16 protein-coding genes are annotated in these 23570 nt (G+C 51.1%); 8 read left to right on the top strand and 8 right to left on the bottom strand.

What is annotated here, in order from left to right:
* Positions 1-721: 721 nt before the first annotated feature.
* A complete protein-coding gene (locus ACO0LL_RS27245) occupies positions 722-1642 on the top strand; it encodes a cation diffusion facilitator family transporter (protein WP_422953956.1) in 921 nt (306 codons plus the stop codon).
* 30 nt (positions 1643-1672) lie between these two features.
* Here ACO0LL_RS27245 and ACO0LL_RS27240 read toward each other — a convergent pair whose 3' ends face one another.
* The 5 genes from ACO0LL_RS27240 to ACO0LL_RS27220 form a co-directional block, all read right to left on the bottom strand.
* On the bottom strand, positions 1673-4468 hold the full coding sequence (locus ACO0LL_RS27240) for a DUF1631 family protein (RefSeq protein ID WP_422953955.1): 2796 nt from the start codon (positions 4466-4468) through the stop codon (positions 1673-1675).
* Between the two features lie 121 nt (positions 4469-4589).
* Positions 4590-7229, bottom strand: a complete 2640-nt coding sequence (locus tag ACO0LL_RS27235) for a DNA topoisomerase III (RefSeq protein ID WP_422953954.1) — start codon at positions 7227-7229, stop codon at positions 4590-4592.
* A 167-nt stretch (positions 7230-7396) separates the two neighbouring features.
* A complete protein-coding gene (locus ACO0LL_RS27230; protein ID WP_422953953.1) occupies positions 7397-7861 on the bottom strand; it encodes a DUF494 family protein in 465 nt (154 codons plus the stop codon).
* A gap of 76 nt (positions 7862-7937) precedes the next feature.
* A complete protein-coding gene (dprA, locus tag ACO0LL_RS27225) occupies positions 7938-9047 on the bottom strand; it encodes a DNA-processing protein DprA (RefSeq protein ID WP_422953952.1) in 1110 nt (369 codons plus the stop codon).
* 25 nt (positions 9048-9072) lie between these two features.
* Positions 9073-10170, bottom strand: coding sequence for a LysM peptidoglycan-binding domain-containing protein (locus tag ACO0LL_RS27220; protein WP_422953951.1), 1098 nt, complete (start codon positions 10168-10170; stop codon positions 9073-9075).
* Positions 10171-10331: 161 nt separating this feature from the next.
* Between ACO0LL_RS27220 and def the strand changes: the two genes are divergently transcribed.
* The 4 genes from def to ACO0LL_RS27200 all read left to right on the top strand — a co-directional run bounded on the left by def (position 10332) and on the right by ACO0LL_RS27200 (position 13269).
* On the top strand, positions 10332-10856 hold the full coding sequence (def, locus tag ACO0LL_RS27215; RefSeq protein WP_162061322.1) for a peptide deformylase: 525 nt from the start codon (positions 10332-10334) through the stop codon (positions 10854-10856).
* Entirely contained in the window at positions 10856-11812 is a 957-nt protein-coding gene (fmt, locus tag ACO0LL_RS27210; protein WP_422953950.1) for a methionyl-tRNA formyltransferase, read from the top strand. Before def ends, fmt begins: the two co-directional genes overlap by 1 nt.
* A 207-nt stretch (positions 11813-12019) precedes the next feature.
* The gene (locus ACO0LL_RS27205; RefSeq protein WP_422953949.1) at positions 12020-12697 is read left to right on the top strand and encodes a hypothetical protein; all 678 of its coding nucleotides are present in this window, start codon (positions 12020-12022) and stop codon (positions 12695-12697) included.
* Between the two features lie 2 nt (positions 12698-12699).
* Positions 12700-13269 carry a FlgO family outer membrane protein gene (locus tag ACO0LL_RS27200; protein WP_422953948.1) on the top strand — a complete coding sequence of 190 codons (570 nt, stop codon included), beginning with the start codon at positions 12700-12702 and terminating at the stop codon, positions 13267-13269.
* Positions 13270-13358: 89 nt separating this feature from the next.
* Here ACO0LL_RS27200 and nhaR read toward each other — a convergent pair whose 3' ends face one another.
* Positions 13359-14270 carry a transcriptional activator NhaR gene (gene nhaR / locus ACO0LL_RS27195; RefSeq protein WP_422953947.1) on the bottom strand — a complete coding sequence of 304 codons (912 nt, stop codon included), beginning with the start codon at positions 14268-14270 and terminating at the stop codon, positions 13359-13361.
* Positions 14271-14433: 163 nt separating this feature from the next.
* On the opposite strand from nhaR, the gene ACO0LL_RS27190 reads away from it, so the two are divergent.
* Together ACO0LL_RS27190 and ACO0LL_RS27185 are read left to right on the top strand one after the other, a co-directional pair.
* Positions 14434-15117, top strand: a complete 684-nt coding sequence (locus ACO0LL_RS27190) for a Bax inhibitor-1/YccA family protein (RefSeq protein ID WP_422953946.1) — start codon at positions 14434-14436, stop codon at positions 15115-15117.
* A gap of 3 nt (positions 15118-15120) precedes the next feature.
* Complete coding sequence (locus ACO0LL_RS27185; protein ID WP_422953945.1) at positions 15121-16077, top strand: TerC family protein; 957 nt, start codon at positions 15121-15123, stop codon at positions 16075-16077.
* A gap of 69 nt (positions 16078-16146) precedes the next feature.
* Here the strand turns inward: ACO0LL_RS27185 and ACO0LL_RS27180 are convergent, their stop codons facing one another.
* Both ACO0LL_RS27180 and ACO0LL_RS27175 read right to left on the bottom strand, forming a co-directional pair.
* On the bottom strand, positions 16147-18537 hold the full coding sequence (locus ACO0LL_RS27180; protein ID WP_422953944.1) for a DUF4214 domain-containing protein: 2391 nt from the start codon (positions 18535-18537) through the stop codon (positions 16147-16149).
* Positions 18538-18710: 173 nt separating this feature from the next.
* Positions 18711-19349, bottom strand: coding sequence for a response regulator (locus ACO0LL_RS27175; RefSeq protein WP_422953943.1), 639 nt, complete (start codon positions 19347-19349; stop codon positions 18711-18713).
* A 395-nt stretch (positions 19350-19744) separates the two neighbouring features.
* On the opposite strand from ACO0LL_RS27175, the gene metH reads away from it, so the two are divergent.
* The gene (gene metH / locus ACO0LL_RS27170) at positions 19745-23494 is read left to right on the top strand and encodes a methionine synthase (protein ID WP_422953942.1); all 3750 of its coding nucleotides are present in this window, start codon (positions 19745-19747) and stop codon (positions 23492-23494) included.
* Positions 23495-23570 lie beyond the last annotated feature (76 nt).

The following is a 23570-nucleotide window of genomic DNA, read 5'->3' as shown; positions in this document are numbered from 1 at the left end:
ACTCGCTAAACCGTTGCAAACTATTCACAGCAACCAGATCTTTCCGCAGCTTTTACTTCTCCGCTCAATTTCCAGTCTTGCTTCTCTTCTCGCCCGCTCTTCAGCGGGAGGCGAACTATAGCAAACTTCCTCACCCCTTTGCAAGACCTCAGCGTAAATTATTTAGGGAATTGTTGGAGGATGCTGATTTTATAGGGGGAGCAGTGTGCTACTTCTTAGTGCTTATAGGGTCAAGGCTATGTCTGTATGTATATATAGGAAATAGGGGAACGGTGCGCACGGCGCACCCTACTGCCCCTGGTGTTTGGCGTATGCCCTGGTTACCAGCTTCGCCGTTCATCACCGGACGACGCTGGGCTCCTGCCTGCGCAGGAGCGACGAGTTCGGGGGGCTATCTATATAGTGCTGATTTCGCTGATCGACCGGAACCCATCCCCATCCCTGCCATCCACTGCGCCGCTCATAGGCGGCTGAGATTCTGTCGGCACAAAGCAGGCTTTGTGAAACCCCGACGCCATCCCCTTGAAGGGGAAGGAGTTTCATGGCTCTGCGACATCCTCGCTTTGTTTCGTGAAGTGAGACGGCTTTATCCAAGCAAATAGCTCTCTATATATGTATCCACCAAAAACAAAATCTGCAAAGGCAAACATTCAGAATGCCTGATTGATTATTTGCAGAGAAATCAAGTAAGGTTAGGTTTTTCTCACTTTTAATTATTCTCATGTCTGCGAATTCAGAAGGTTCTACCAAGGCGATTTTTTATGCGCTGGGTGCCAATGGCGGTATTGCCCTGGCTAAGTTTGGCGCGGCTATCTTCACATCCTCGGGGGCCATGCTCGCAGAGGCGATCCATTCGACAGCAGATTGCATTAACCAAGTGTTCTTACTGGTGGGTTTGAAGGAGGCCAAGCGGGCACCGGATGCATCTCACCCCATGGGCTATGGGCGGGTGGTTTATTTCTGGGCCATGATGGTGGCTTTGTTGTTGTTCTTTTTAGGTGGTGCGTTTTCTGTCCTGGAAGGCGTGGAACGCCTGAAACATCCTGAGCCACTGAAGAACCCTATTGTTGCGCTGGTGGTGCTGGGTATTTCTGTCGCCCTCGAAGCATTTTCACTGTATGGGGCGATGCTGGAGATACGCAAGATAGCTGGTGGCAAGTCTTTCTTTCGCTGGTTCCGTGAAACCCGTCAGTCTGAATTGATGGTGGTGGCGGGTGAAGATATCGCTGCCCTGGCTGGTTTGGCGGTGGCCTTTGTTGCGGTGGTGCTTTCGGTCGTAACTGGCAACCCGATCTGGGATGCGATAGGTTCTATCGTCGTGGGTGTACTCTTGATGGCGGTGGCATTCTTTGTCATCAGGGAAGTCAAGGCCATGATTACCGGTGAGTCTGCTGCACCAGAAGTCAATGATGCGATTCGTGCCCATATAGAGAGCCACCCGCATGTTGATCACGTCATCAATCTGATTACCTTGCAATGGGGTGAACAGCTGATGATCGCCGTACAGGCAAAAATGCGCCCTCAGGGCTCTGACCAGGCGCTGATTACTGCCATCAATGAAGTGGAAGACGGCATACAAAGCAACTGGCCACAGGCGAAGTGGTGCTTCTTTGAGCCGGATATCGATAGTACCGACGACTAAGCAGACGTATCAGTATTAAATGTGCGGGTCTTATACCCGCACATTATCAACTTCATCAGCAGACCTGAGCAGTGTGCGGATGGCGCGTTCAAACAGAGGCTCATCTTCAACAAAACGCAGTCTGGCCGTGTCCAGCAACTGGCACAGCACGCGTATGCTGAGTACCGCAGGGAAGTCGTCCCCTTTGAGACTCAGCACAACATACATCAGATTCGGATCTACCCAGCGCAAGCAGGCTTTGGCATTGAGCTTCTCGGTTTTGATATCGACCAGAGCACCGCAGACTATGCGCTCAAGATAGGCTGGATTGAGTTCAGGCTCAGTTGGTGCATCAGCAACAATCGCCGTTTCAGCAGGCAGCTCAGGCCTCTTCACTTCCTTGTCCAGCATCCTGGTATGCAAACCCAGTTCCGCGAACACGTCTTGCTGATAGATCTCCCTGGCGAATTCATAATGATGAACTTCGGAATGTTCTATCGTATCTGGTTGATTGGTAAATTGTTCGAAGCGTTCATGCATGGCAGGCAGGCTCAGGCCTTGCGGTTTTTTGCTGTCTGCTGCCGGGCGCAGGGCCTGGGCATGGGCTTCTGCCAGCCAGTTCAATAGTTTTTGTTGCCTGGATTTTTCCAGTTCCATCAAGTCCATGCCATGACGCAGTGTACCCACCATGGTTGGCAGCATGGACGAGAGCAGGTTGCGGTCGTCGTTATCGAGTTTGGGGAAAACACTCCATAACAAGTCCGGTACCAACAGGCGATAACGCCTGGCCAGCAGGGCATCGGTTCTTTCAGCAGCTTCTATCGCCCTGACCCATTCTTTCCTGAGGAAGCTGCGGAATGACATCTCCACATTCACTTTTGGCATGGCCTTGTTAATCGCCACAGCGATGCAGGCAAAGCGCATGAAACGGATCTCGGCTTCACCCAGGGCTTTTACGGTGCGGTGTATGTGCTGGTTATTGGTACGCAACTCACGGGAAATAAAGGTTTCAAACCTGTTCTGTATGCGTGAAAACAATTCTGGAACATCACTGTCATGCCGCATCAGTGTCTTGATGATGCGGGCAATTTCTTCTGTAACGTGGTTATCGACATCACCGATTTGCTGGGCACTATAGGCAATCGAGCAAATCCGGTTCAACAAAAGACGGGCCGGATGTTTGCCATCACTGAGCAGACTTTTTTCTTTCAGGGCCAGTTGCAGGATCAGGAACTGTAGGCGTCCCAGGCTGATACGTATATTAAAGGGCACCAGCTCATCACAGAGCATGACTTCAAACAGCATGGCAACCAGATCTATACACATCTGTTCTTCAGTATCCTTGGCCAGGCTGTACAAGGCATCTTTGTGTTCGCGTATCAGGTTACGGATTTCGCCCTTTTCATCCTTCATGGCCGTACTGTCAGGCACCATGACCTTGTGCATTTGCCCCAGGACTTTGGACAAACCCATGCTCATTTCTGGAGGTAGCGCTTGTGCTTCCACCCTTTGCTTCAACTGGCTTTCTATATTCTGCAGGTGCGAGGCGACCAGAGCGGCTGGTACTTGTATGAGGTCATTGCTACCCGGGCCTGCCGCAGCTGGCAAGCCTGAATGGGCAAATTGACCAGTTCGTGCCTGAGCACCTGCCTGGGCTGAACTGCTCTGGGGATTTTCTCTGGCAGTAAACGGAATAGCGCCTTCGCTATGTTTATCCCTGTGCTGGCTGACGGGAGAGGCTTCGCCAAAAGCCTGTCTCAGTACACCACCCAGTGCCCTGTCGCCACTCAGCCAGGCTGGCCCGGCATTGGCGGGAGGGCTGCCCGGCGATGGCATGTCAGCATAGGGGTTGGGTACTGCCGCCTGCATGGCGCCAGCATTTTGTGCAAGTACGGGAGTCGCAGCCGGCAGGGACAGCGGTTTGCCGCGCACGGTCTGGAATAATTGTTCAAGGCGCACGCCGGGGCTGGCCATGGATGTTTGTTGCGCCGCTGGGAATGCGCCCTGGTTTTGTACCTGGGCCTGTCCCTGCCCTGCCTGCGCACCAGGGAACACACCGGCCTGCATGGTGGAGTAAGCACCTTGCCCGCCGCCAGCTCCGGCACCGCCGGGGCCACTGGGACCACCACCACCACCGCCCGTACCACCATAGCCACCTTGCCCGCCAGCGGCCGGGCTGCGTGTCTGCAGTGATTCAGGTGCCTTGCTGATCTTGAGTGCCAGGCTGGCACTGATACCTTGGCGTTCGAGTGCAGAATTGGCCGCTTCATAGATACCAGCCATGGTAGAGGCAAAGGTTTCGCCGAGTTGCTCGATGAGGATGGCTTCGCTTTCTTGCGATAATTTCTGTTCTTCTACCGCCAGGAAAATACAGCGTGCCAGCAAATAAGGCCGGAAGGGATTTTCCCTTTCGCGTATGTCATCCTGCCCAAACAAGACCGCAATACGTATATTCAAATCCAGCAAGGCTTGTCCTGCCTTGTCGCGGAAATTCTGCGTCATTTCATTAAAGCGCAGTGTGGTCTCGAAGGTGGAAGAGTCTAGTAAAGCCAGTTCAGTCGCTTTGCCCAAGGCAGAGGCTGGCCTGAAGGTGCTGTAGGCGGTGGTAATACTGCGGTCCAGTAATTGCACCAGATGGACAGGCATGGCACGGGAAATAGCATCCCATTTTTCTGGCAGGATGGCACGTGCATTGACGATACGGCTTTTGTCAGCCGACGAGGTACCGTTGTAATTCGCCTTGGTCAGTAATGCTTCCAAAGCTTCGGGCAGAATGCCGGGTACTGCATGATTAAATGCATGAGTAAATTCAGCGCGAGCACTGGATAAAGACTCGTTTGCGGCCATGTGCACCCTATATCTAGAAAATCACCTTTTAACAATACGCGAAAATGACGGACTCTGCCAGTAAAGCGCCAGACATGGCGCTTTACTGGCAAAGTTTATCCTGATTCAGCAGGATAAATGATCAGGCTGCCTTCTTTTTCCTGACCACGGTTTTTTTGGCTGGCACTGCTTTGGCTGCAGTTGTTGCCTTGGCCCTGGTCGTCTTGGCTGCTGCAACTTCAGTCGTGGCTTCTGCATCAGGCTCAGCTTTGGCTTTGGATTTGCCAGCGGCAGGGGCTTTGGCCTTGCGCTCTTCAAATTCAAAACTGACTTTGCCGTCTTTGCCACGCACCAGGAAAGCCTTGAACGGGCGACGGGTACGTTGCGAAATAAAACCAGGCAACAAATCCGTTTTACCGTCATTGAGCAATTTACTCATTTGCTCAGGCAGTATCTCTTGTTGCAGGATAATGCGGCCACTACGGAAATCACAAGCCTTGGGCTTGGCCATGGTTTTTTCGCAGACATAGGCCAGGCCCATCTCATACACGCCATTCCCACATTTTGGACAAGGTCCAAGTAAAGTTTGTTCGGAAAAATCGACAGGTTCGCCATCTTCATCTTCATCAGGGTTCTTGCCAAAATCGAGTTCCATTTTGAAGTTGTTGCGATCAGCATCGGGCACAATTTTCAGCATCGCTGCAAATGGAAAACCTTTCTTGGAACGAAATCCTTGTAACGGGCCGATTTCACGTTTGGCCAGTAATTCTTCGACTTCAGCCAATTCAAACTGACGGCTACCTGGTGTCTTGCTCATCGAGAATTCGCACTTGGTGCAGGCGAAACGACGATAGTTCTCTTTGACCACGCCGCCACAGTTGGGGCATGGTGTATGCAGGGTCGCATAGTCACCAGGAATGGTGTCGTTGTCGTATTCCTTGGCGCGCTTGACGATGATCTGGGTCATCTGGGCAATTTCGCGCATGAATTCTTCGCGGCTGATCTTGCCTTTTTCCATTTGCGACAATTTATATTCCCACTCGCCGGTCAGTTCAGGTGATGTCAATTCATCTACACCCAAACCGCGCAACAAGGTCATCAACTGGAAGGCTTTGGCGGTAGGCATCATTTCTCGGCCTTCGCGCAGCAGATATTTCTCGTTCAGCAAACCCTCGATGATGGCGGCGCGGGTGGCTGGTGTGCCCAGGCCCTTGCCTGCCATGGCTTCACGCAGGTCACCGTCATCAACCAGTTTGCCTGCGCCTTCCATGGCGGACAACAATGTCGCCTCGCTATAACGGGCAGGTGGTTTGGTGACCAGCGCATTTGCAGTGATCTGGTCAGTCAGGACTTTTTCACCTTTGGCAACAGCAACCAGAGTGCCCTTGCTTTCGCCATCTACTTTTTCTTCCAGCGCATCCTTGCCATAAATGGCCAGCCAGCCAGCGGCGGTCATGACCTTGCCCTCAGTCTTGAACTGATGGCCGGATACTTCAGTAATACGGGTCGTCACCTGGAATTCTGCGGCCGGGAAGAACACTGCCAGGAAGCGGCGTGTCACCAGGTCATACAGTTTTTGCTCAGGCTCGGACAAATTCTTTGGTGCCAGACCGGTTGGGATGATCGCAAAGTGATCACTGATCTTGGTATTGTCAAAAATACGTTTGTTTGGTTTGAGCCAGTTATTTTTCAGAATCTGCGAAGCGAACTGATGATAATTATTGGTCTCTGAGATGGTGCTCAGAGTTTCTTTCACCGTAGGCAGATAATCTTCTGGCAAATGACGGGAATCAGTACGCGGGTAAGTCAGTACCTTGTGTTTTTCATACAAGGCCTGGGCCAGGCCCAGGGTATTCTTGGCTGAAAAACCGAAACGGGCATTGGCCTCGCGCTGCAAACTGGTCAGGTCAAACAGCGGTGGCGCGATTTGCGTCGCTGGTTTGGATTCTTCAGTGACATTGCCCTGACGGTTGCGGCAGGCAGCTACGATGGATTCGGCAGCAGCTTTACTCCACAGACGTTCTGCGCGCTTCTCAGGATCGTGTTCATCTTTCTTGAACTGGTGGTCTTGCCAGCGGCCTTCATAGATACCGGCGGCGCAGACGAATTCTGCCTTCACTTCCCAATAATCACGGGAAACGAATTTCTTGATCTTTTCTTCACGCTCGACCACGATGGACAAGGTTGGCGTCTGCACGCGGCCCACTGTCGTCAGGTAAAAGCCACCTTCCTTGGAATTGAAGGCCGTCATGGCGCGGGTACCATTGATACCGATCAGCCAGTCGGCCTCAGAGCGGCAACGCGCTGCATCGGCCAGAGGCATCATTTCTGCATCGCTGCGCAATTTCTGGAAACCGTCGCGTATCGCACCCGTGGTCATGGACTGCAGCCACAGACGGCTGACTGGCTGCTTGGCCTTGGCATTCTGGGCAATCAGACGGAAAATCAACTCACCTTCGCGGCCCGCGTCACATGCGTTAATCAGGCCGGTAACATCCTTGCGCTTGATCAGCTTGTTTAAGACCTTCAGGCGCGATTCGGTCTTGGCAATCGGGTTCAGGGCGAAATGCGGCGGTATCATCGGCAGATGAGTGAAACTCCATTTGCCACGCTTGACATCGTATTCTTCTGGAACGGTGATTTCGAGCAAATGGCCTACGGCAGACGACAATACATAATTGTCTGATTCAAAATAGTCATCATGCTTGGTGAAGCCACCCAGCGCTTTCGCTATGTCATTAGCGACAGAGGGTTTTTCGGCAATGATGAGCGTTTTTGTCATTTCGGGATTCTCGAATAGTGTAAAGCGTGGCTGCCAATGTCTAATAGGCAACATTTCGCAAAATAAGCGTAAGACTAACCTAAATTTGCGGGGAATGTTAAACGTGATAGACGAAAAACCGCAATCTAAGCGCGATTTTTGTCATAAAAATTCCATTTAGGAAATGATTAGTGCAAAAGCCTGCCTGTGTTGTCGTCATCTGACAACAATAATTCATCAAACATCAGCATGTCAGGCTCGGCGCCCTGGCTCCACAGCATCATCAAGACAATAATGCGCAGCTTATCCAGTGGCAGGGGTGACTCATTGACAACTAATGCCCTTTCAATCACGATTTCGCGTTGATTGGCATTAAGCAGCCCGGCAGATTCAAGAAATTGTATAAAACCCAGGGCTGGCGTACCCAGAGCCACAATTTCTTGCTCAGCATAAATCCTGAAACCCTTGGAGACTGGTACTGCCGTGGCTGGTTCTGCCGTATTCACAGCAAGACCCGTCAGCCAGTCCAATGCTTCGGAAATTTCATCCTCAGGGAAACCAACAGCCGACAATTTTTTAGTCAGCGCCGCCGTGTCAGGACAGGCATCCGGACGGTAATAGGTTTCGTAAAGGTAAACAAGAATATCAAACATGCTGCTACTGTAGCCTTTGCAGCGATTTCAAACAAGCCCCTGCCAATTTGTTATCAGTGGACTTTCCAGTTGGCAATCAGGCAAGCCGGCGGTAATAGCCGCCTGGCAAAGCTTCCAGTTGGCCGTTCAATTCCAGGTTCAACAATTCTGTTGTCAGGCCAGCAATGTCCATACCTGTGCGGCTGGCCAGCATGTCCATGTGAACAGGGTCAAAACTGATTTCTTTTAACAAGCCCGTTTCAGACTGCTCCATCAATCCGGCCTGGGACTGAGACTGCCTGATCGCCACCGCAGACTGGAATTGCAATTCTTCCAATATGTCTTGCGCAGACTCGACCAGTTTGGCACCTTGCCTTATTAACTGATGGCAACCTTTGGACAAGGGTGAATGAATAGAACCAGGAATGGCGAAGACTTCCCTTCCTTGCTCTGCTGCCATACGGGCCGTAATGAGGGAGCCGGATTGCGCTGCCGCCTCTACCACCAGCACGCCTTTGGCCAGGCCAGAGATGATGCGATTGCGACGCGGGAAGTTGGGGGCCAGAGCCGGCGTAGAAAGCGAGTACTCGCTAACTATGCAACCGCCCTCGGCTATCAGATGGGCCAGATTGCGGTTGCGCGCCGGATAGACAATATCAGCCCCGGTACCAATGACGGCAATCGTGGAGCCAGGGCCAGTCAATGCCCCTTGATGGGCAGCAGCATCAATACCGGCAGCCAAACCTGAACTGATGCACAGACCGGCACTGCTTAAAGACGCAGAAAATTGCTCGGCATTGCGTATGCCTTGCACAGTGGCATTGCGGCTGCCGACCACGGCGACCGTAGCGGCCTCCAGCAAGGCAGCATGGCCTTTGACATACAGCATAAGGGGTGGATCGGGGATTTCCAGCAAAGAGCGTGGATAGCCAGCGTCTGCCAGTGTCAAAATAAGATTACCCGGCTGCTCCTGCCACGCCAGTGTTTTATCTATTTGCTCTTGAAAGCCAGGTGGGCTGGCTAAAAGTGCTTTAGCCAGCCTTGGTGAAACCAGCTCACTGAGCGCGGCATGACTGGCAGCAAAAATCTGCGCAGGCAAACCAAAACGGGCGAGCAAACGGCGCGCTGTTTCATTGCCTACACCAGGTGTTTGCTCCAGCCTTAACCAGGCGATCAAGTCCTGGTGTGCATCCGGCAAATGCTCCATCTACAAACTGTATTATCGTTGTAATTTATCGTGGTGATTTGGCTGCATCGCCCACTTTGACGATGTCTTTTACCTGCATGATCAGGCCGTAAGATATATTGCTGAACACGCGGAAAATGAACAGTTCACCAATAGGCTCATCCGGCAATTTGATCGATTTATTCGCATCTGTCTTGTCCTGTATCACTCTGCCGTAGTTATACAGAGTCAATACCGTACCCAGATTCAAACCATCATTTTTGCCACGATTGATAGCGACAATTTGGTTTTGTCCAGCAGAACCCACGCCGCCATAGACAGACACGATACGGGCATCGACCTCTTCCTTGGGTGGATGAGGCACATAGCTCAAAATTGGCGAAGGTGGAATAGGCATCAGGCGGTCACCTACGGCCATTTCCTGTTTTGAACGGACTACTGAAAAAGTATGGACATCGCTTTCGTCATTGCCTTCGCGTTCCAGTTTGACGGTGCCCAGATATTCCGCCTCATAGGCGATAATGGCCTTGGTGACGGGATCGTGCAGTGGTTTGCCCGGACGGAAAACCTGGAAGGAAGTGCCGCCATCAAGCTCACCACGGACATAAGCCTGTTCATACAGACCCAGGTTAACCCTGCCTTCTTTGGTAGCAATAATGCGTGGCGCTACTGCCAGGTCATTATCTTCGAGAATCAGCGGCTGGGACAGGAAAGGTTCAATCACAGAAGCAGGGATAGCCGGTATCGCGTTCTCGCCCAGACCCTGTACACGTGATTTTGGATTCCACTTGACTGTTGGCACACCACCGGGGTTGCCAAGGCGCAAACGGCCATTGACGCGGTCAAAATAGACAATCTGACCAGGATAAATCCAGTGCGGGTTCTTGATGTCTTCCTGGTTCATGCCCCAGACTACTGGCCAGCACCAGGGGTTTTTCAGGAACATGCTGGAGATTCCCCACAGTGTGTCGCCTTTGACAACGACATGCTTGTCCGGCGCTTCTGGCAAGAATTCGCACTTGGTTTTGCTGGCGACAACTTCTGCCTGTGCGGTGGTTGCCTGTCCACCAGCAGCAAGCGCCCCGGTAGAAATCAGGGGAAGACTGACAGCGAAGATGGAAGCGATTGTGCTAAACTTTTTCATGAATAATATCCGATGCAAAATACTGCAATACCGCAAGTGAAGGCGCGCAGGCAGGCGCAATCTTGCAAAACTTGCCAAATTGAATCAAATTCTGCCCATAAATCCTTGAACTAGCAAGAAAAACTGCGCAATAAGCATCAAAGCTTGTTGTGAAAAGTCTTATGACGATACTAAATATACTGCGCTACCCAGATGCGCGCCTCCATAAAGTGGCAAAACCGGTAACACAATTTGATGAACGCCTGAAAACCCTGGTGGCCGATATGGCAGCCACCATGTACGACGCTCCCGGCGTTGGCCTGGCGGCTTCCCAGGTCGATGTACACGAACAACTGGTGGTCATCGATGTGTCTGAAACCAATGACCAGCTCCAGGTCTTCATTAATCCTGAAATACTCTGGGAAAGTGAAGAACGCAAGGTGTATGACGAGGGCTGCCTGTCGGTACCTGGCATTTACGACGGCGTGGAACGCCCGGCCGAAGTCAAGGTGCGCGCCCTCGATGCCGATGGCAAACCTTTTGAAATCCACGCGACCGACTTGCTGGCAGTCTGCATACAACATGAAATGGATCACCTGAAGGGCAAGGTATTTGTCGAATACCTGTCGCCCATGAAGCGTAACCGTATCAAAACCAAGATGCTGAAAGAAGAACGCGAAGAACAGCGCAGACGGGCTGAACGTTAATGCGCGTCATCTTCGCCGGTACGCCGGAATTTGCCGCCACTGCCTTGCAAGCCATTCATGCGGCCGGTTTTGAAGTACCGCTGGTACTGACACAGCCAGACCGCCCGGCTGGCCGCGGCATGCAACTGCATGCTTCTGCCGTCAAGCAATTTGCCCTGCAGCACGGCATCCCTGTGGCGCAGCCACAATCGCTACGCCTGGATGGCAAGTATCCAGATATTGCCAAAGAAGCACATGATTTGCTTAAGGGCACGCCACATGATGTCATGGTAGTGGCGGCCTATGGCCTGATCCTGCCGCTGTCGGTATTAAATATACCGCGCCTGGGCTGCCTGAATATTCATGGCTCACTGCTGCCGCGCTGGCGCGGAGCCGCGCCTATTCACAGGGCGATAGAAGCAGGCGACACTGAGACCGGCATCACGATCATGCAAATGGAAGAAGGCCTTGATACCGGCCCTATGTTGTTGAAGCAAAGTGTTGCCATTAAAGACATGGATACCACAGGCATCCTGCATGACAAACTGGCTGCCATGGGTGGTGAAATGATTGTTGCTACTTTGCAACAATTGAGCGCTGACAAACTCTCGCCTGTCGTTCAACCCGAGGCTGGCGTCAATTACGCATCAAAAATCAGTAAAGAAGAAGCTGCGCTGGATTTCAACTTGCCTGCAGAGATACTTGCAAGAAAGATACGTGCCTTCAACCCTTTTCCCGGCACCCATGCTCAATATGCTGAAACCACCATTAAAATCTGGGGTGCAAAGCTGTTTGAAACAACTGGTAACCATAAACCTGGGCAAATACTATCGGCGAATGCAGAGCAAGGTGTTATTGTTGCCTGTGGCCAAGGCTCGCTCAGCTTGACCGAATTGCAAAAACCCGGCGGTAAACGACTTTCGGTAGCAGATTTCTTGCAAGGCTATGCTTTAAATGAAGGAAAATTTTTCAGTTAGCTGAAAAAATGAAGCAAAAAAGCTACAACTTTCCTTAATAAACAGTGGTCTGTGCATGATATCTGCGGGAATAGTTCAATTAATGCCTTGATGCAAGCAAAATCTTTGTTGCCTGCGGCTACTTGTTGTATTCTCTTACACTGAATTATTGCCATTTTCGTTTTCGATAACAAAAACTCTGACTAAGACCTAAAAAAAGGTGAGCTCATGAAGAAATTTCTTCCCATTGCCCTGGCAGCCGCGCTGTTGGCAGGTTGTGCAACTCCATACAGTGAAACGCCATTAGCAGGCAATTTCCCGACGACGACGCAAAATAAATTGCAAGCGGCGTCGCACTGGCTCATCATCGCAAAAGATGTAGCAGAGCAGATCAAACTCGGAACCGACAAGATAGGCGCACCGGTTTACGTTGCACCACCAGAGAAAGACAGCCAGTTCACTCAGGCTTTCTACACCCAGATCATTACTTCGCTGGTGAATCAGGGCGTGGTCGTCAGGAAAATCAATGACGGTACAGCTCAGGTGATCAATATTGAAACCCAGCTGGTACGTTTTTCTCCTGACCGCCATCAAAATAAACGCTTTACCAGCGTGACTGCGATAGGCGCAGGTATTGCTGCTATCCATGGCCTGGGCATACCGGTCAAAACGGATGCAGTTCTTGGCGGCCTCGCGCTGGCAGGCGCTTATGACTGGACTACCTGGGTCAATCAGGAATATGCCAGAGGCCGTACGCCTCAGCACGAGTTGATCGTAACGACATCTTTGGTAAAGAATTCACAATATATCGCCCGTCGTACTGACGCGTACTATGTTTCGGATTACGACTGGACGCTTTACAATAAAGACACTGATTTCAACTTCCGTGTTGTTGGGGGCCAATAATGATGAAAAGTGCAGCTCTCGTTATCGCTTCAGCTATTGCACTCAGTGCTTGTGCCAATCTGGGCCTGGGCAATACGCCACCGCCAGCAGCGGCGTCACCAGTGCCAACCTGGAAAGATGCTGAATCCAATGAATTCATCCCGGCTAACCAGCGTGCAGCAGATGCGCTGATCAACAATGCCGGTTTGAAGCTTGATCCTTCGCGTCCATTGATTATTGCTACTCTTGCCAATATCAACTTCCTCGAAGAGTCTTCTACCTTTGGCCGCATCATTGCTGAACAGCTTTCGGGTCAGTTCACCCGTCGTGACTACAAAATGGTGGAAATGAAATTCCGCGACAAAGTATTCATGAAACAAAATGTCGGTGAATTGTTGTTGACACGTGAAATCAAGGATGTCGCGCAAAACCACAGCGCCCAGGCAGTGATAGTCGGTACTTACGCCGAAGGTGACAAGCTGGTGTTTGTGAACCTGAAACTGGTTCGACCTAGTGACAATACCGTCATCAGCTCTGTTGATTACGCTATCCCTATGGATAAAAACATCAAAACTCTGTTGGGTCGTCGTTAATCCGGGGCAGCTTCTTCAGACATAAAAAACGACAGCATTGCTGTCGTTTTTTTTATTTCCAGCGGATTGCCCGCCAACATGAGGCTAGCTCATTCTTCCCCCATGGCAAACAGATCGATACGCGCCGCGCGGCTAATTGCCAGCACGGCAGGGTGGGTCAGCTTGCGCTGTACTGAAATGGCATAAAACTGTTCCCTGATTTCATCCGTCTGACCCAACAACTGCAGGTCATACTGGCGCATGATCATGTCGGCAACCACAGTCGGTGCGGCAAAAATCCCTGCGCCGGCCTGGCCAAAGGCGCTCATGAGCGCACTGTCATCAAATTCACCGGCGATGCGTGGATGCAAACCCTGTTGATCAAACCATTGCAGCAAACGGGCGCGCAAGGCCGCATCCTCACCCGGCAATAAGAACGGGGCTGAATCCAGGTTTGCAGGAAAAGCCTGCGGATATTGCTGCAACAAAGTTCCGGTGGCAAAAAAACTGATGCCGCACTCCCCTAACTGATGGCTATACCCGCGCACATTGGCGCTGGCGGGCATGGGGCTGTCCGACATGACGACATCGAGCTTATGGGTGGCCAGGTCAGCCAGTAAGACTTCCAGCTTGCCCTCGCGGCAATTGATGCGCAGGGTTTGCTCCAGCTTCAGGGCAGGTTCGAGCAAGCGGTAAGCCAGGGTCTTGGGCAAAGCGTCTGAGACCCCCACCCTTAACTGCACGGTGCGCGCGGTGGGCCGGTGATGTAAAACCTCTTCCAGTTCCTGCCCCAATGCAAAAATATCATCGGCGTAACTCAAGACCAGTTGCCCGGCCTCGGTCAATTCCAGATTGCGCCCGCTCTTGCGGAACAAGGCTTCTCCCTGGATTTCTTCAAACAGGCTTAACTGGCCACTGATGGTTTGCGGCGTCAGATGTAATTGCTCACTGGCGCGGGAAATACTGCCAGTCTTGGCGACCATCCAGAAATAATGCAAATGCTTGTAGTTAAGCTTGGACATATGAATTCGTTCTTTATGACAATACATCGGTTTTTACGAACATATCTTCAATTATATTCGACTTTTCTTGTTTATCAGCAAGACCTACACTATCTCTACCTTCTGTTGAGAAGGTGCAGCCATTTTGCACATATGCATGGCTTCAACATTTCAGGAGAAAAGCATGAAAATCTTGAGTCGCTCTGCCACAGACGCACAAACCGTCGCCTATAGAGACAGCAATGTCAGCTCTGGCCATAAAGTCTTGCGCAACACCTATATGTTGTTGTCCATGACGCTATTGTTTTCTGCAGTGACTGCGGGAGCAACGGTTGCCTTCAATATTCCTGGCCCTGGCTTTTTGCTGACACTGGCCGGTTATTTTGGTCTGTTGTTTGCCACCACTAAACTGCAAAACAGTGGCTGGGGTATTGCCTCTGTATTTGCCCTTACTGGTTTCATGGGTTATACCCTGGGCCCTATCCTGACACGTTACCTGGGCATGCCTGGCGGTACTGGCATCGTCATGACAGCGATGGCCATGACAGGTCTGATCTTCATGGGCTTGTCTGCTTATGTCTTGATCAGCAAGCGTGATTTCAGTTTCATGGCGGGCTTTTTGATGGTGGGCATGCTGGTGGCTTTTGTTGCCAGCCTGGGTGCAATTTTCTTCCAGATACCTGCCCTGTCGCTGACGATTTCTGCCGTCATGGTCTTGCTGATGTCGGGCATGATCCTGTTTGAAACCAGCAACATCATTCATGGTGGCGAAACCAATTACATCATGGCGACTGTCAGCCTGTACGTCACCATCTTCAACCTGTTCACCAGCCTCTTGCAGTTGCTGGGCTTTATAGAGAAAGAATAAGAAATGATCCATTCCGTCGCTCAGCCCTGGATGTGGGCAGTATTTATCGCTTTTGTTCTACTCATGCTGGCAATTGACGTGTTGGCCCTCGGTGGCTCACGCGCCCATAAAGTCAGCGTCAGGGAAGCGGCGGCATGGTCTATCGTGTGGGTCAGTCTGGCCCTGATATTCGATTTTGGCTTGTGGATTTATTTGTCTGACACGGTAGGCCGGGAAGTCGCGACGGCCAAGGCCATGGAGTTCCTGACCGGCTATGTCATAGAAAAGTCCCTGTCGGTAGATAATGTGTTTGTCTTCCTGCTGATCTTTGGTCACTTTGCCGTACCGCCGCAGTATCAGCGCAAGGTCTTGCTGTACGGCGTACTGGGTGCCATCGTCATGCGCATCATCATGATACTGGCGGGCAGCTGGGTGGTTACGCAGTTCTCATGGGTACTGTATCTGTTCGGTATTTTCTTGCTGGTCACGGGATTCCGCATGCTGAAGAACTCGGATGAAGAGCCAGATCTGGAAGCTAATCCGGTCTTGCGAATTGCGAAAAAACTGCTGCCCTTTACTAATGAGTTTCACAAAGAAAAATTCAGTATCAAGGAAAACGGCAAGCGCCTGTTCACGCCACTGTTCCTGGTATTGATATTAATAGAAATATCCGACGTTGTTTTTGCTGTGGACTCGATACCGGCTATTTTTGCTGTGACGACAGACCCGTTCATCGTCTTCACCTCAAACATCTTCGCCATCATGGGCTTGCGTGCACTGTACTTCTTGCTGGCAGACATGGCTGACCGCTTCCATCTGCTGAAGTTTGGCCTGGCTTTTGTGTTGATGTTTGTCGGTATCAAGATGCTCATCGTGAAATGGATGCATGTACCTACCAGTGTTTCACTGATTGTTATCGGCCTCCTGCTTGGCAGCTCGATTATTGCCAGCCTGCTCACCAGCCGCAAAAAGGCTGACTGAACACCAAACCACTTCACTTAATTACGATTCCCCTTGGCACATCACAGCAAGACCGTGATGTGCTTTTTTTTAGTTCATGGCCATATCGATATGCTGCATTTGCTTTGGCTGGCCGATAATGGCAAGTGATATGTGCTCAGGCGTTTCGGCTAAAGTTGCCAGCTTTGTATCATGGGAGGCAAAAGCTGATGTGAAATTGGTTACAAGATAAGGGTTGGAAGAGCTTTCCACCACCTTCCCATTCATGTCAATCATCACGACTGAAACTGAACCACCGTTTCTTACTATGCTTTGCAAATCAACATTATTGGTCGTACCCAGATCAAAATCAACCGTTGTATCGTAGCTTAAGATGTAGTCATCTTTAGCGACAATTTGGCCGTTGATTTCGAGGTAAGCCCGGCAACTGGCATATAAATAACCATTGATCGTTGCGCTAACCAACAAATTAGTATTTGAGTTGTTTAGGCTGTTTGCGACAATATTGCCACCAACAGGTTTCAAGCTAATATTCGTTGCTGGTGTCCCCTCTTTCGAGACTAAATCCATATATATCTGGTAATCGGAGAATTTGCTGATGACCGTATTCCCTGATGAGCTGGTCAAAGCAAGACTCAGGTTACGATTCGTAAAATAGTCGTCATAGACTCGCCTTCCCAGGGGCTGGTCAAAAATAAAATCAAGCATCGTATCGTTGGCGCCGATGTTGGTAATTTTCGCAATGACGGTCCCATTTTCCATCAAGGCTGCGGAGCCACCCGTATTTTGTCCAGATATCATCGAGAACTGGATTTCACTCATACCGACATAACCAGCGTCAGTCGTGGTGAATAACTTTCCTCTGGTTGGCAATGCAGGCGTGTCCAGAATAGAATTTAATGTCGCCTTACTACCAAACTGGTTAGGTCCAAGAGTCGCACTATTAATGCTGTCGACCAGCTTGCCATTCATGTCCACCATCGTGACAGAAACCACACCACCCGCATTGACCAGATTGCGCAATTGCTGGCTAGCCAAACTTGAAAGGCTGAAGTCTACCGATATGTCGTTCGCATTGACGGAAGAGTCGACTGCAACAACTTGTCCGTTGATTTTCAAATAGGCCTTTGAGTTGAGGTATTCCATACCATTGATGCTAGCCTTGACAGTCAGTCCATTGCCATCTGCATAGATATTGATATTGGATGCTGGAGTTCCATCCTTATACTTATATACAGCGGGGATCGAGTAATCAATTTTGCTGGTAGTCACATTACCAGCAGCGTCCGTCAAGACCAGGGTGAGATTTTTATCTTTAAAATGGTCGTTATATACCTGTTTGCCAATTTTGGGGTCAATGACAAAATCCAATACGGTATCTTTACTGCCTATGGATGTAATTTTCCCTATTGCTGTACCGTTGTCCAGCAAGGTTGCACTCCCGCCAGTCATTTGGCCCGGAAGAATGGCGTAACGAATATCCCCAAGAACGAAGTCAACATAACCGCCCCCGGTTGAAACCCACCATGTTTCATAAGTAGCATTCGCAGGAGAAATTGGCGGCGTTGTATCCAGCAGGACGTATAATTGCCCCCCTGCCTTGCCGGTATTTCCAAAAATATCACTGACTCGTACACCTATGTTTTTTAAGCCATCTGGTCCCAGGTTTGCACCACCGGGAATATGGATGACAGCCTTGTGGGTAATCACCTCGTCCATTGTCAAAACATGGGTAATGGGTATAGTGAATGGACTATCGCCATTCATCAATTCGATTTGAAAACCCGTAGCGGCTTGCATACCTGTCAAATCAACCAGCACGTCCATGCCGGCTGCTTTTTCCAACATATTGATGCCATTACTTGCTGCAGCAATTTTTACTGCAGCAATTGGTTTCAAAGCGGGTAAAGGCCCGGTACCTGTCACGGTTAAAAGTATGCTGCGCATAAGCTCGAAGGTATAAGCAGAGCTATACAGGTTTGCTTTTTCTGCAGTGTTCAGGCTGGCGGTGAAGTTGGCAGAGAAATTAAGTTTATTCTGTATCGTGATGCCGTCAAGACTGTCTGGTGTCGCGCCATTCAGGATGGCCAATGCTGCCGTACCCAGATTGACGGCACGCGTATCGATTTGGGTTGCCCAGTATGTCAGACCAGCCGCATCTGGTGCCCGGCCAAACAGGTTTTTGTACAAGGACGTAACAACATCTGCCGTGCTTTTCCCACCATAAGTCGCGACATATTCAACTTGCTCACTGAATGACTGGGCCAACCCGGCAAGAGAAATCTTGTTGGTATCCAATTGCCCTTCCCAGTAAGTCAAACCAGCCACATCAGCTGGACGGTTGAAGTAAGCGATATACAGTTTTTGTATGGTGCTGGCATTGATGCCCATGAGACAGCCTTTTCGATAGAAGATAAAAATACGGAAACATGCTTGGGTCAGCTCCTGGGCAAGTGTTCGCTGGCTTTGCAAGGCGCGCAAGATCCCTGCCGTTTAATGAATACGGCCAGGATAAAGGCGACGAAGGAGAGCCAGGCTACGAACATCAGCCAGGATGGATATGGGCTTTGCCAAACAGGTGGAGCCAGATCAGCATACCTACATTTCGTTACTTACATATTGTAACAACTTTTGAAACAGTTGTAAGTAAGTACTCAGTTTTGATCTGGTGTGTATAAGCCGAGGCTGCGGGCGGCCAGTACGGCCTGGGTGCGGTTGACGACATTCAACACCCGGAATATCGAGGTCACATGCATTTTCACGGTTATTTCTGCCAGGTCCAGGCGCAGGCCTATCTCTTTATTTGACAGGCCCTGGCAAAGCAGTATCAGGGTTTCTTGCTGCCTGGGTGTCAAAGCCAGCAGGGGTTCTTCCTTGTTGGCCTGTTTGCCACGCAAAGTGATCCACGGCGTATCCAGCACTTCATTGGCCAGTATCTTGCGCACCACTTCTATCATCAGATCGGTGGAGACGGCTTTAGAAATAAAGGCTTTGGCACCGGCACGCAGGGTGGCATCAACCTCGCGCCTGTCTTCAGAAGCAGAAACTACGACGATAGCAGCATCTGCATAATGCTTGCGTAAAGAACAGATGGCCTCTACCCCATTCATGCCCGGCAGACGCAGATCGAGCAAGATCAGGCGCAGCCCGGTGTGCGTGGTCGCTTGTGCCAGGGCCTCTTCGGTTGAAGTAACCGCGGCCACTTGTGCTTCCCCCAGCAGGTGACGCATGAATAGCAGCAAAGCATCACGATAAATCGGGTGGTCTTCAATAATCAGGGCAGAAATTTTCATCTGATTTATTGGCAGGAAGGCAAAAAGTGAGCGTCGTACACAGGTATTACCTTTAATTAATAGTGCAGACAGAATATTGATGCCGCCACTGCAATTCGGCAAGTAAAAACTGTTAGTTCAGATACGGTGTGGCTTGCAGACACGCTTCAATTAGCTGCAAGTCTTGATCTTTTTATCATCTGAATTGCGTTTTGCTAAGCCATTTGTGATGGTAAAAAACCGACAGCTCCATGACCCGCCATACCCAAGCCCTTGATTTGACGTATAATTTATGCTTTCTTGCGCCGATTTGAGATTCAGATTGCGGGCGCGTAATAAGTGCTGCTAAAAGGACGTCGCCCGATCCGCCTGCACACACAAGCTGATCGGGTTTTGTTTTATTAAGAGTAAACATCATGACTACGACCCTGCCTGTATCTGCCCTCGAAACCCGTTTGCGCGAGATTTTGCAAAAGCGCATCCTGATACTCGATGGCGCCATGGGTACGATGATACAGCGCTATAAACTGACAGAAGAAGATTATCGCGGCGAGCGTTTCAAGGATTTTAGTGGCCCCGAAACCGTGCGTGAACTCTTCGTCAAGGGCAATAATGAATTGCTGTCGCTGACACAGCCGCATGTCATTTCAGAAATCCATGAGCAATACCTGGCTGCTGGTGCCGACCTCATAGAAACCAATACCTTTGGTGCCACTACTGTCGCGCAGGATGACTACCACATGGCGCATCTGGCCTATGAGATGAATGTCGCCTCAGCCAAAATCGCGCGCGCTGCCTGCGATAAATATTCAACACCAGACAAACCACGCTATGTCGCAGGTGCACTTGGCCCTACGCCAAAGACGGCATCTATTTCACCCGATGTGAATGACCCGGCGGCGCGTAACGTCACGTTCGACCAGCTGGTGGCCGCTTATCTGGAACAAACCCGCGGCCTGGTCGAAGGTGGTGCCGATGTGCTGCTGGTGGAAACCATATTCGATACGCTGAACTGTAAAGCTGCGTTGTTCGCCATCGACCAGTTTTTTGAAGAAACTGGCACCCGCCTGCCCATCATGATTTCTGGCACGGTGACCGATGCGTCTGGCCGTATCCTGTCGGGCCAGACAGTACCGGCGTTCTGGAATTCGGTACGTCATGCAAAACCGCTGACAGTAGGTTTGAACTGCGCCCTTGGTGCTGCGCTGATGCGCCCGTATGCAGAAGAATTGTCGAAGATTGCCGACACCTTTGTCTGCATTTACCCGAATGCCGGTTTGCCCAACCCCATGAGCGATACCGGCTTTGATGAATTGCCGGCCGATACCTCGGCTCTGCTGAAAGAATTTGCCGAAGCCGGTTTCATCAATATCGCCGGTGGCTGCTGCGGCACCACGCCTGACCATATCAAGGCGATTGCTGACATCCTGCAAACCCGCACGCCACGCGATATCCCGACCGTACCGGCAGCGATGCGCCTGTCTGGCCTGGAACCGTTCACGATTGATGAAACATCGCTGTTCGTCAACGTTGGTGAACGTACCAACGTCACTGGCTCAAAAGCGTTTGCCCGCCTGATCCTGAATGAGCAATACGATGAAGCCCTGGCAGTCGCCCGTCAGCAAGTAGAAAACGGCGCGCAAGTCATCGATATCAATATGGATGAAGCGATGCTGGATTCACTGGCAGCGATGACACGCTTCCTGAACCTGATCGCATCTGAACCGGATATCGCCCGCGTGCCCATCATGATCGATTCGTCGAAGTGGACGGTCATCGAAGCAGGTCTGAAATGCGTGCAGGGCAAGGCCATCGTCAATTCGATTTCCATGAAAGAAGGCGAAGCAGAATTCCTTCGCCAGGCCACGTTGTGCAAGCGTTATGGCGCAGCCGTCATCGTCATGGCCTTTGATGAAAAAGGTCAGGCGGATACCTATGCGCGCAAGGTGGAAATTTGCGAACGTGCTTATCGCCTGCTGGTCGACAAACTGGATTTTGATCCACAAGACATTATCTTTGACCCGAATATTTTTGCGGTCGCCACCGGTATTGAAGAACACAATAATTACGCCGTCGACTTTATCGAAGCGACAGACTGGATACATAAAAACCTGCCCGGTGCCAAGATCAGCGGTGGTGTCTCGAACGTGAGTTTCTCTTTCCGTGGCAATGACCCGGCACGTGAAGCGATACACACGGTATTCCTGTACCACGCCATCAAGGCAGGCATGACTATGGGCATCGTCAATGCCGGTATGGTCGGTGTCTACAGTGAACTCGATGCCGAATTGCGTGAGCGTGTTGAAGACGTGGTACTGAACCGTCGTGAAGATGCGACCGAGCGCATGATAGAAATTGCTGCCACGCTGAAAGCCGGCGGCAAGAAAGAAGAAGCGACGCTGGAATGGCGTAATGAATCGGTAGAAAAACGCCTGTCACATGCGATGGTGCACGGCATCACCAACTGGATCGTCGAAGATACTGAAGAAGCCCGCGCTGCCATCATGGATGCTGGCGGTCGCCCTATCCAGGTCATTGAGGGCCCGCTGATGGCGGGTATGAATATCGTTGGTGATCTGTTTGGCCAGGGCAAGATGTTCTTGCCACAGGTGGTCAAATCTGCCCGCGTCATGAAGCAGGCGGTCGCCCATCTTATCCCTTACATCGAAGAAGAAAAGAAGCGCAGTGGCGACAACAAGCCCAAGGGCAAGATCGTCATCGCCACCGTCAAGGGTGATGTGCATGACATAGGCAAGAACATCGTTACCGTGGTCTTGCAGTGTAATAATTTTGAAGTAGTCAACATGGGCGTGATGGTGCCCTGTTCGGAAATTCTGGCCAAGGCCAAGGCAGAAAATGCCGACATCATAGGCTTGTCGGGCCTGATCACGCCTTCGCTGGAAGAGATGGCCTATGTGGCGAAAGAGATGCAGCGTGACCCACATTTCCGTATGCTCAAGATCCCGCTGCTGATAGGTGGCGCGACTACCAGCCGCGCCCATACTGCGGTGAAAATTGCGCCTAATTATGAAGGCCCGGTCGTGTATGTGGCTGATGCTTCGCGCTCAGTGTCGGTTGCGCAGTCGCTGCTGACGCCGGAAAGCCGTGACCAGTACATCGCTGACCTTGGTAGTGATTACGAACGTATCCGCACCCAGCATGCGAATAAAAAAGCCACGCCCATGGTCACGCTGGCGCAAGCCCGTGCGAATAAAATGAAAGTGGATTTCACTGGCAGCAATGCGCCGGTCAAACCCAAGTTCATCGGCCGCCGTCTGTTCAAGAATATCGATCTGGCGACGATTGCCAATTACATAGACTGGGGTCCGTTCTTCCAGACCTGGGATCTGGCCGGACCTTTCCCGGCGATATTGACGGATGAAGTGGTCGGCGAAGCAGCCACCAAGGTGTTTGCCGAAGGCCAGGCCATGCTGAAGAAAATCATCGAAGGCCGCTGGCTGACGGCGAATGGCGTAGTATCCCTGCTGCCCGCCAATACCGTTAATGACGACGATATAGAAATTTATACCGACGACACACGCAGTCAGGTGGCGCTGACCTATTACGGCACCCGCCAGCAAACCGAGAAACCCATCATTGATGGTGTGCAAAGACCCAACCAGTGTCTGTCAGACTTCATCGCACCAAAAGACAGCGGCATCAAGGACTATATAGGCATGTTCGCCGTGACGGCTGGCCTGGGTATAGAAAAGTATGAAAAGCGCTTTGAAGATGCGCATGATGACTACAGCAGCATCATGCTGAAGTCACTGGCAGACCGTCTGGCCGAAGCCTTTGCCGAATACCTGCATGAGCGCGTGCGTAAAGACCTGTGGGGCTATGTCGCCGATGAAAACCTGAGCAATGCAGACCTGATCAAGGAAAACTACAAAGGCATACGCCCTGCTCCCGGCTACCCGGCATGCCCTGAACATACGGTCAAGACCGAGATGTTCAAGCAGATGCAATGTGAAGAGATAGAGATGTACATCACTGAATCATGGGCCATGATACCGGGCGCGGCAGTATCGGGCTTTTACTTTGCCCACCCTGAATCGAAGTACTTTAGTGTAGGCAAGATCGCTGATGACCAGGTCACGGATATGGCAGAACGCCGTGCTGTGCCGAAGGATGAAGTAGAACGCTGGCTGGCACCGAATTTGTAAGCGCCAGGGGACCGGAGTCTGGCCCTGCTTCACTTAACTAGCATACTGTGGCCTGCCGCAGGATGCTGTATAAAAC

Origin of the sequence: Undibacterium sp. TC4M20W (assembly GCF_049340245.1) — a bacterium.
Classification (GTDB): domain Bacteria; phylum Pseudomonadota; class Gammaproteobacteria; order Burkholderiales; family Burkholderiaceae_D; genus Undibacterium.
Note: the sequence above shows the minus strand (reverse complement) of the source record. Positions and strands in the feature narration are given on the sequence as shown.

What these genes read in the sequence shown, in the direction of transcription:
- ACO0LL_RS27245 (WP_422953956.1), top strand. Translation starts at nt 722, where the DNA reads ATGTCTGCGAATTCAGAAGGTTCTACCAAGGCGATTTTTTATGCGCTG.
- ACO0LL_RS27240 (WP_422953955.1), bottom strand. Translation starts at nt 4,468, where the DNA reads ATGGCCGCAAACGAGTCTTTATCCAGTGCTCGCGCTGAATTTACTCAT.
- ACO0LL_RS27235 (WP_422953954.1), bottom strand. Translation starts at nt 7,229, where the DNA reads ATGACAAAAACGCTCATCATTGCCGAAAAACCCTCTGTCGCTAATGAC.
- ACO0LL_RS27230 (WP_422953953.1), bottom strand. Translation starts at nt 7,861, where the DNA reads ATGTTTGATATTCTTGTTTACCTTTACGAAACCTATTACCGTCCGGAT.
- dprA (WP_422953952.1), bottom strand. Translation starts at nt 9,047, where the DNA reads ATGGAGCATTTGCCGGATGCACACCAGGACTTGATCGCCTGGTTAAGG.
- ACO0LL_RS27220 (WP_422953951.1), bottom strand. Translation starts at nt 10,170, where the DNA reads ATGAAAAAGTTTAGCACAATCGCTTCCATCTTCGCTGTCAGTCTTCCC.
- def (WP_162061322.1), top strand. Translation starts at nt 10,332, where the DNA reads ATGACGATACTAAATATACTGCGCTACCCAGATGCGCGCCTCCATAAA.
- fmt (WP_422953950.1), top strand. Translation starts at nt 10,856, where the DNA reads ATGCGCGTCATCTTCGCCGGTACGCCGGAATTTGCCGCCACTGCCTTG.
- ACO0LL_RS27205 (WP_422953949.1), top strand. Translation starts at nt 12,020, where the DNA reads ATGAAGAAATTTCTTCCCATTGCCCTGGCAGCCGCGCTGTTGGCAGGT.
- ACO0LL_RS27200 (WP_422953948.1), top strand. Translation starts at nt 12,700, where the DNA reads ATGAAAAGTGCAGCTCTCGTTATCGCTTCAGCTATTGCACTCAGTGCT.
- nhaR (WP_422953947.1), bottom strand. Translation starts at nt 14,270, where the DNA reads ATGTCCAAGCTTAACTACAAGCATTTGCATTATTTCTGGATGGTCGCC.
- ACO0LL_RS27190 (WP_422953946.1), top strand. Translation starts at nt 14,434, where the DNA reads ATGAAAATCTTGAGTCGCTCTGCCACAGACGCACAAACCGTCGCCTAT.
- ACO0LL_RS27185 (WP_422953945.1), top strand. Translation starts at nt 15,121, where the DNA reads ATGATCCATTCCGTCGCTCAGCCCTGGATGTGGGCAGTATTTATCGCT.
- ACO0LL_RS27175 (WP_422953943.1), bottom strand. Translation starts at nt 19,349, where the DNA reads ATGAAAATTTCTGCCCTGATTATTGAAGACCACCCGATTTATCGTGAT.
- metH (WP_422953942.1), top strand. Translation starts at nt 19,745, where the DNA reads ATGACTACGACCCTGCCTGTATCTGCCCTCGAAACCCGTTTGCGCGAG.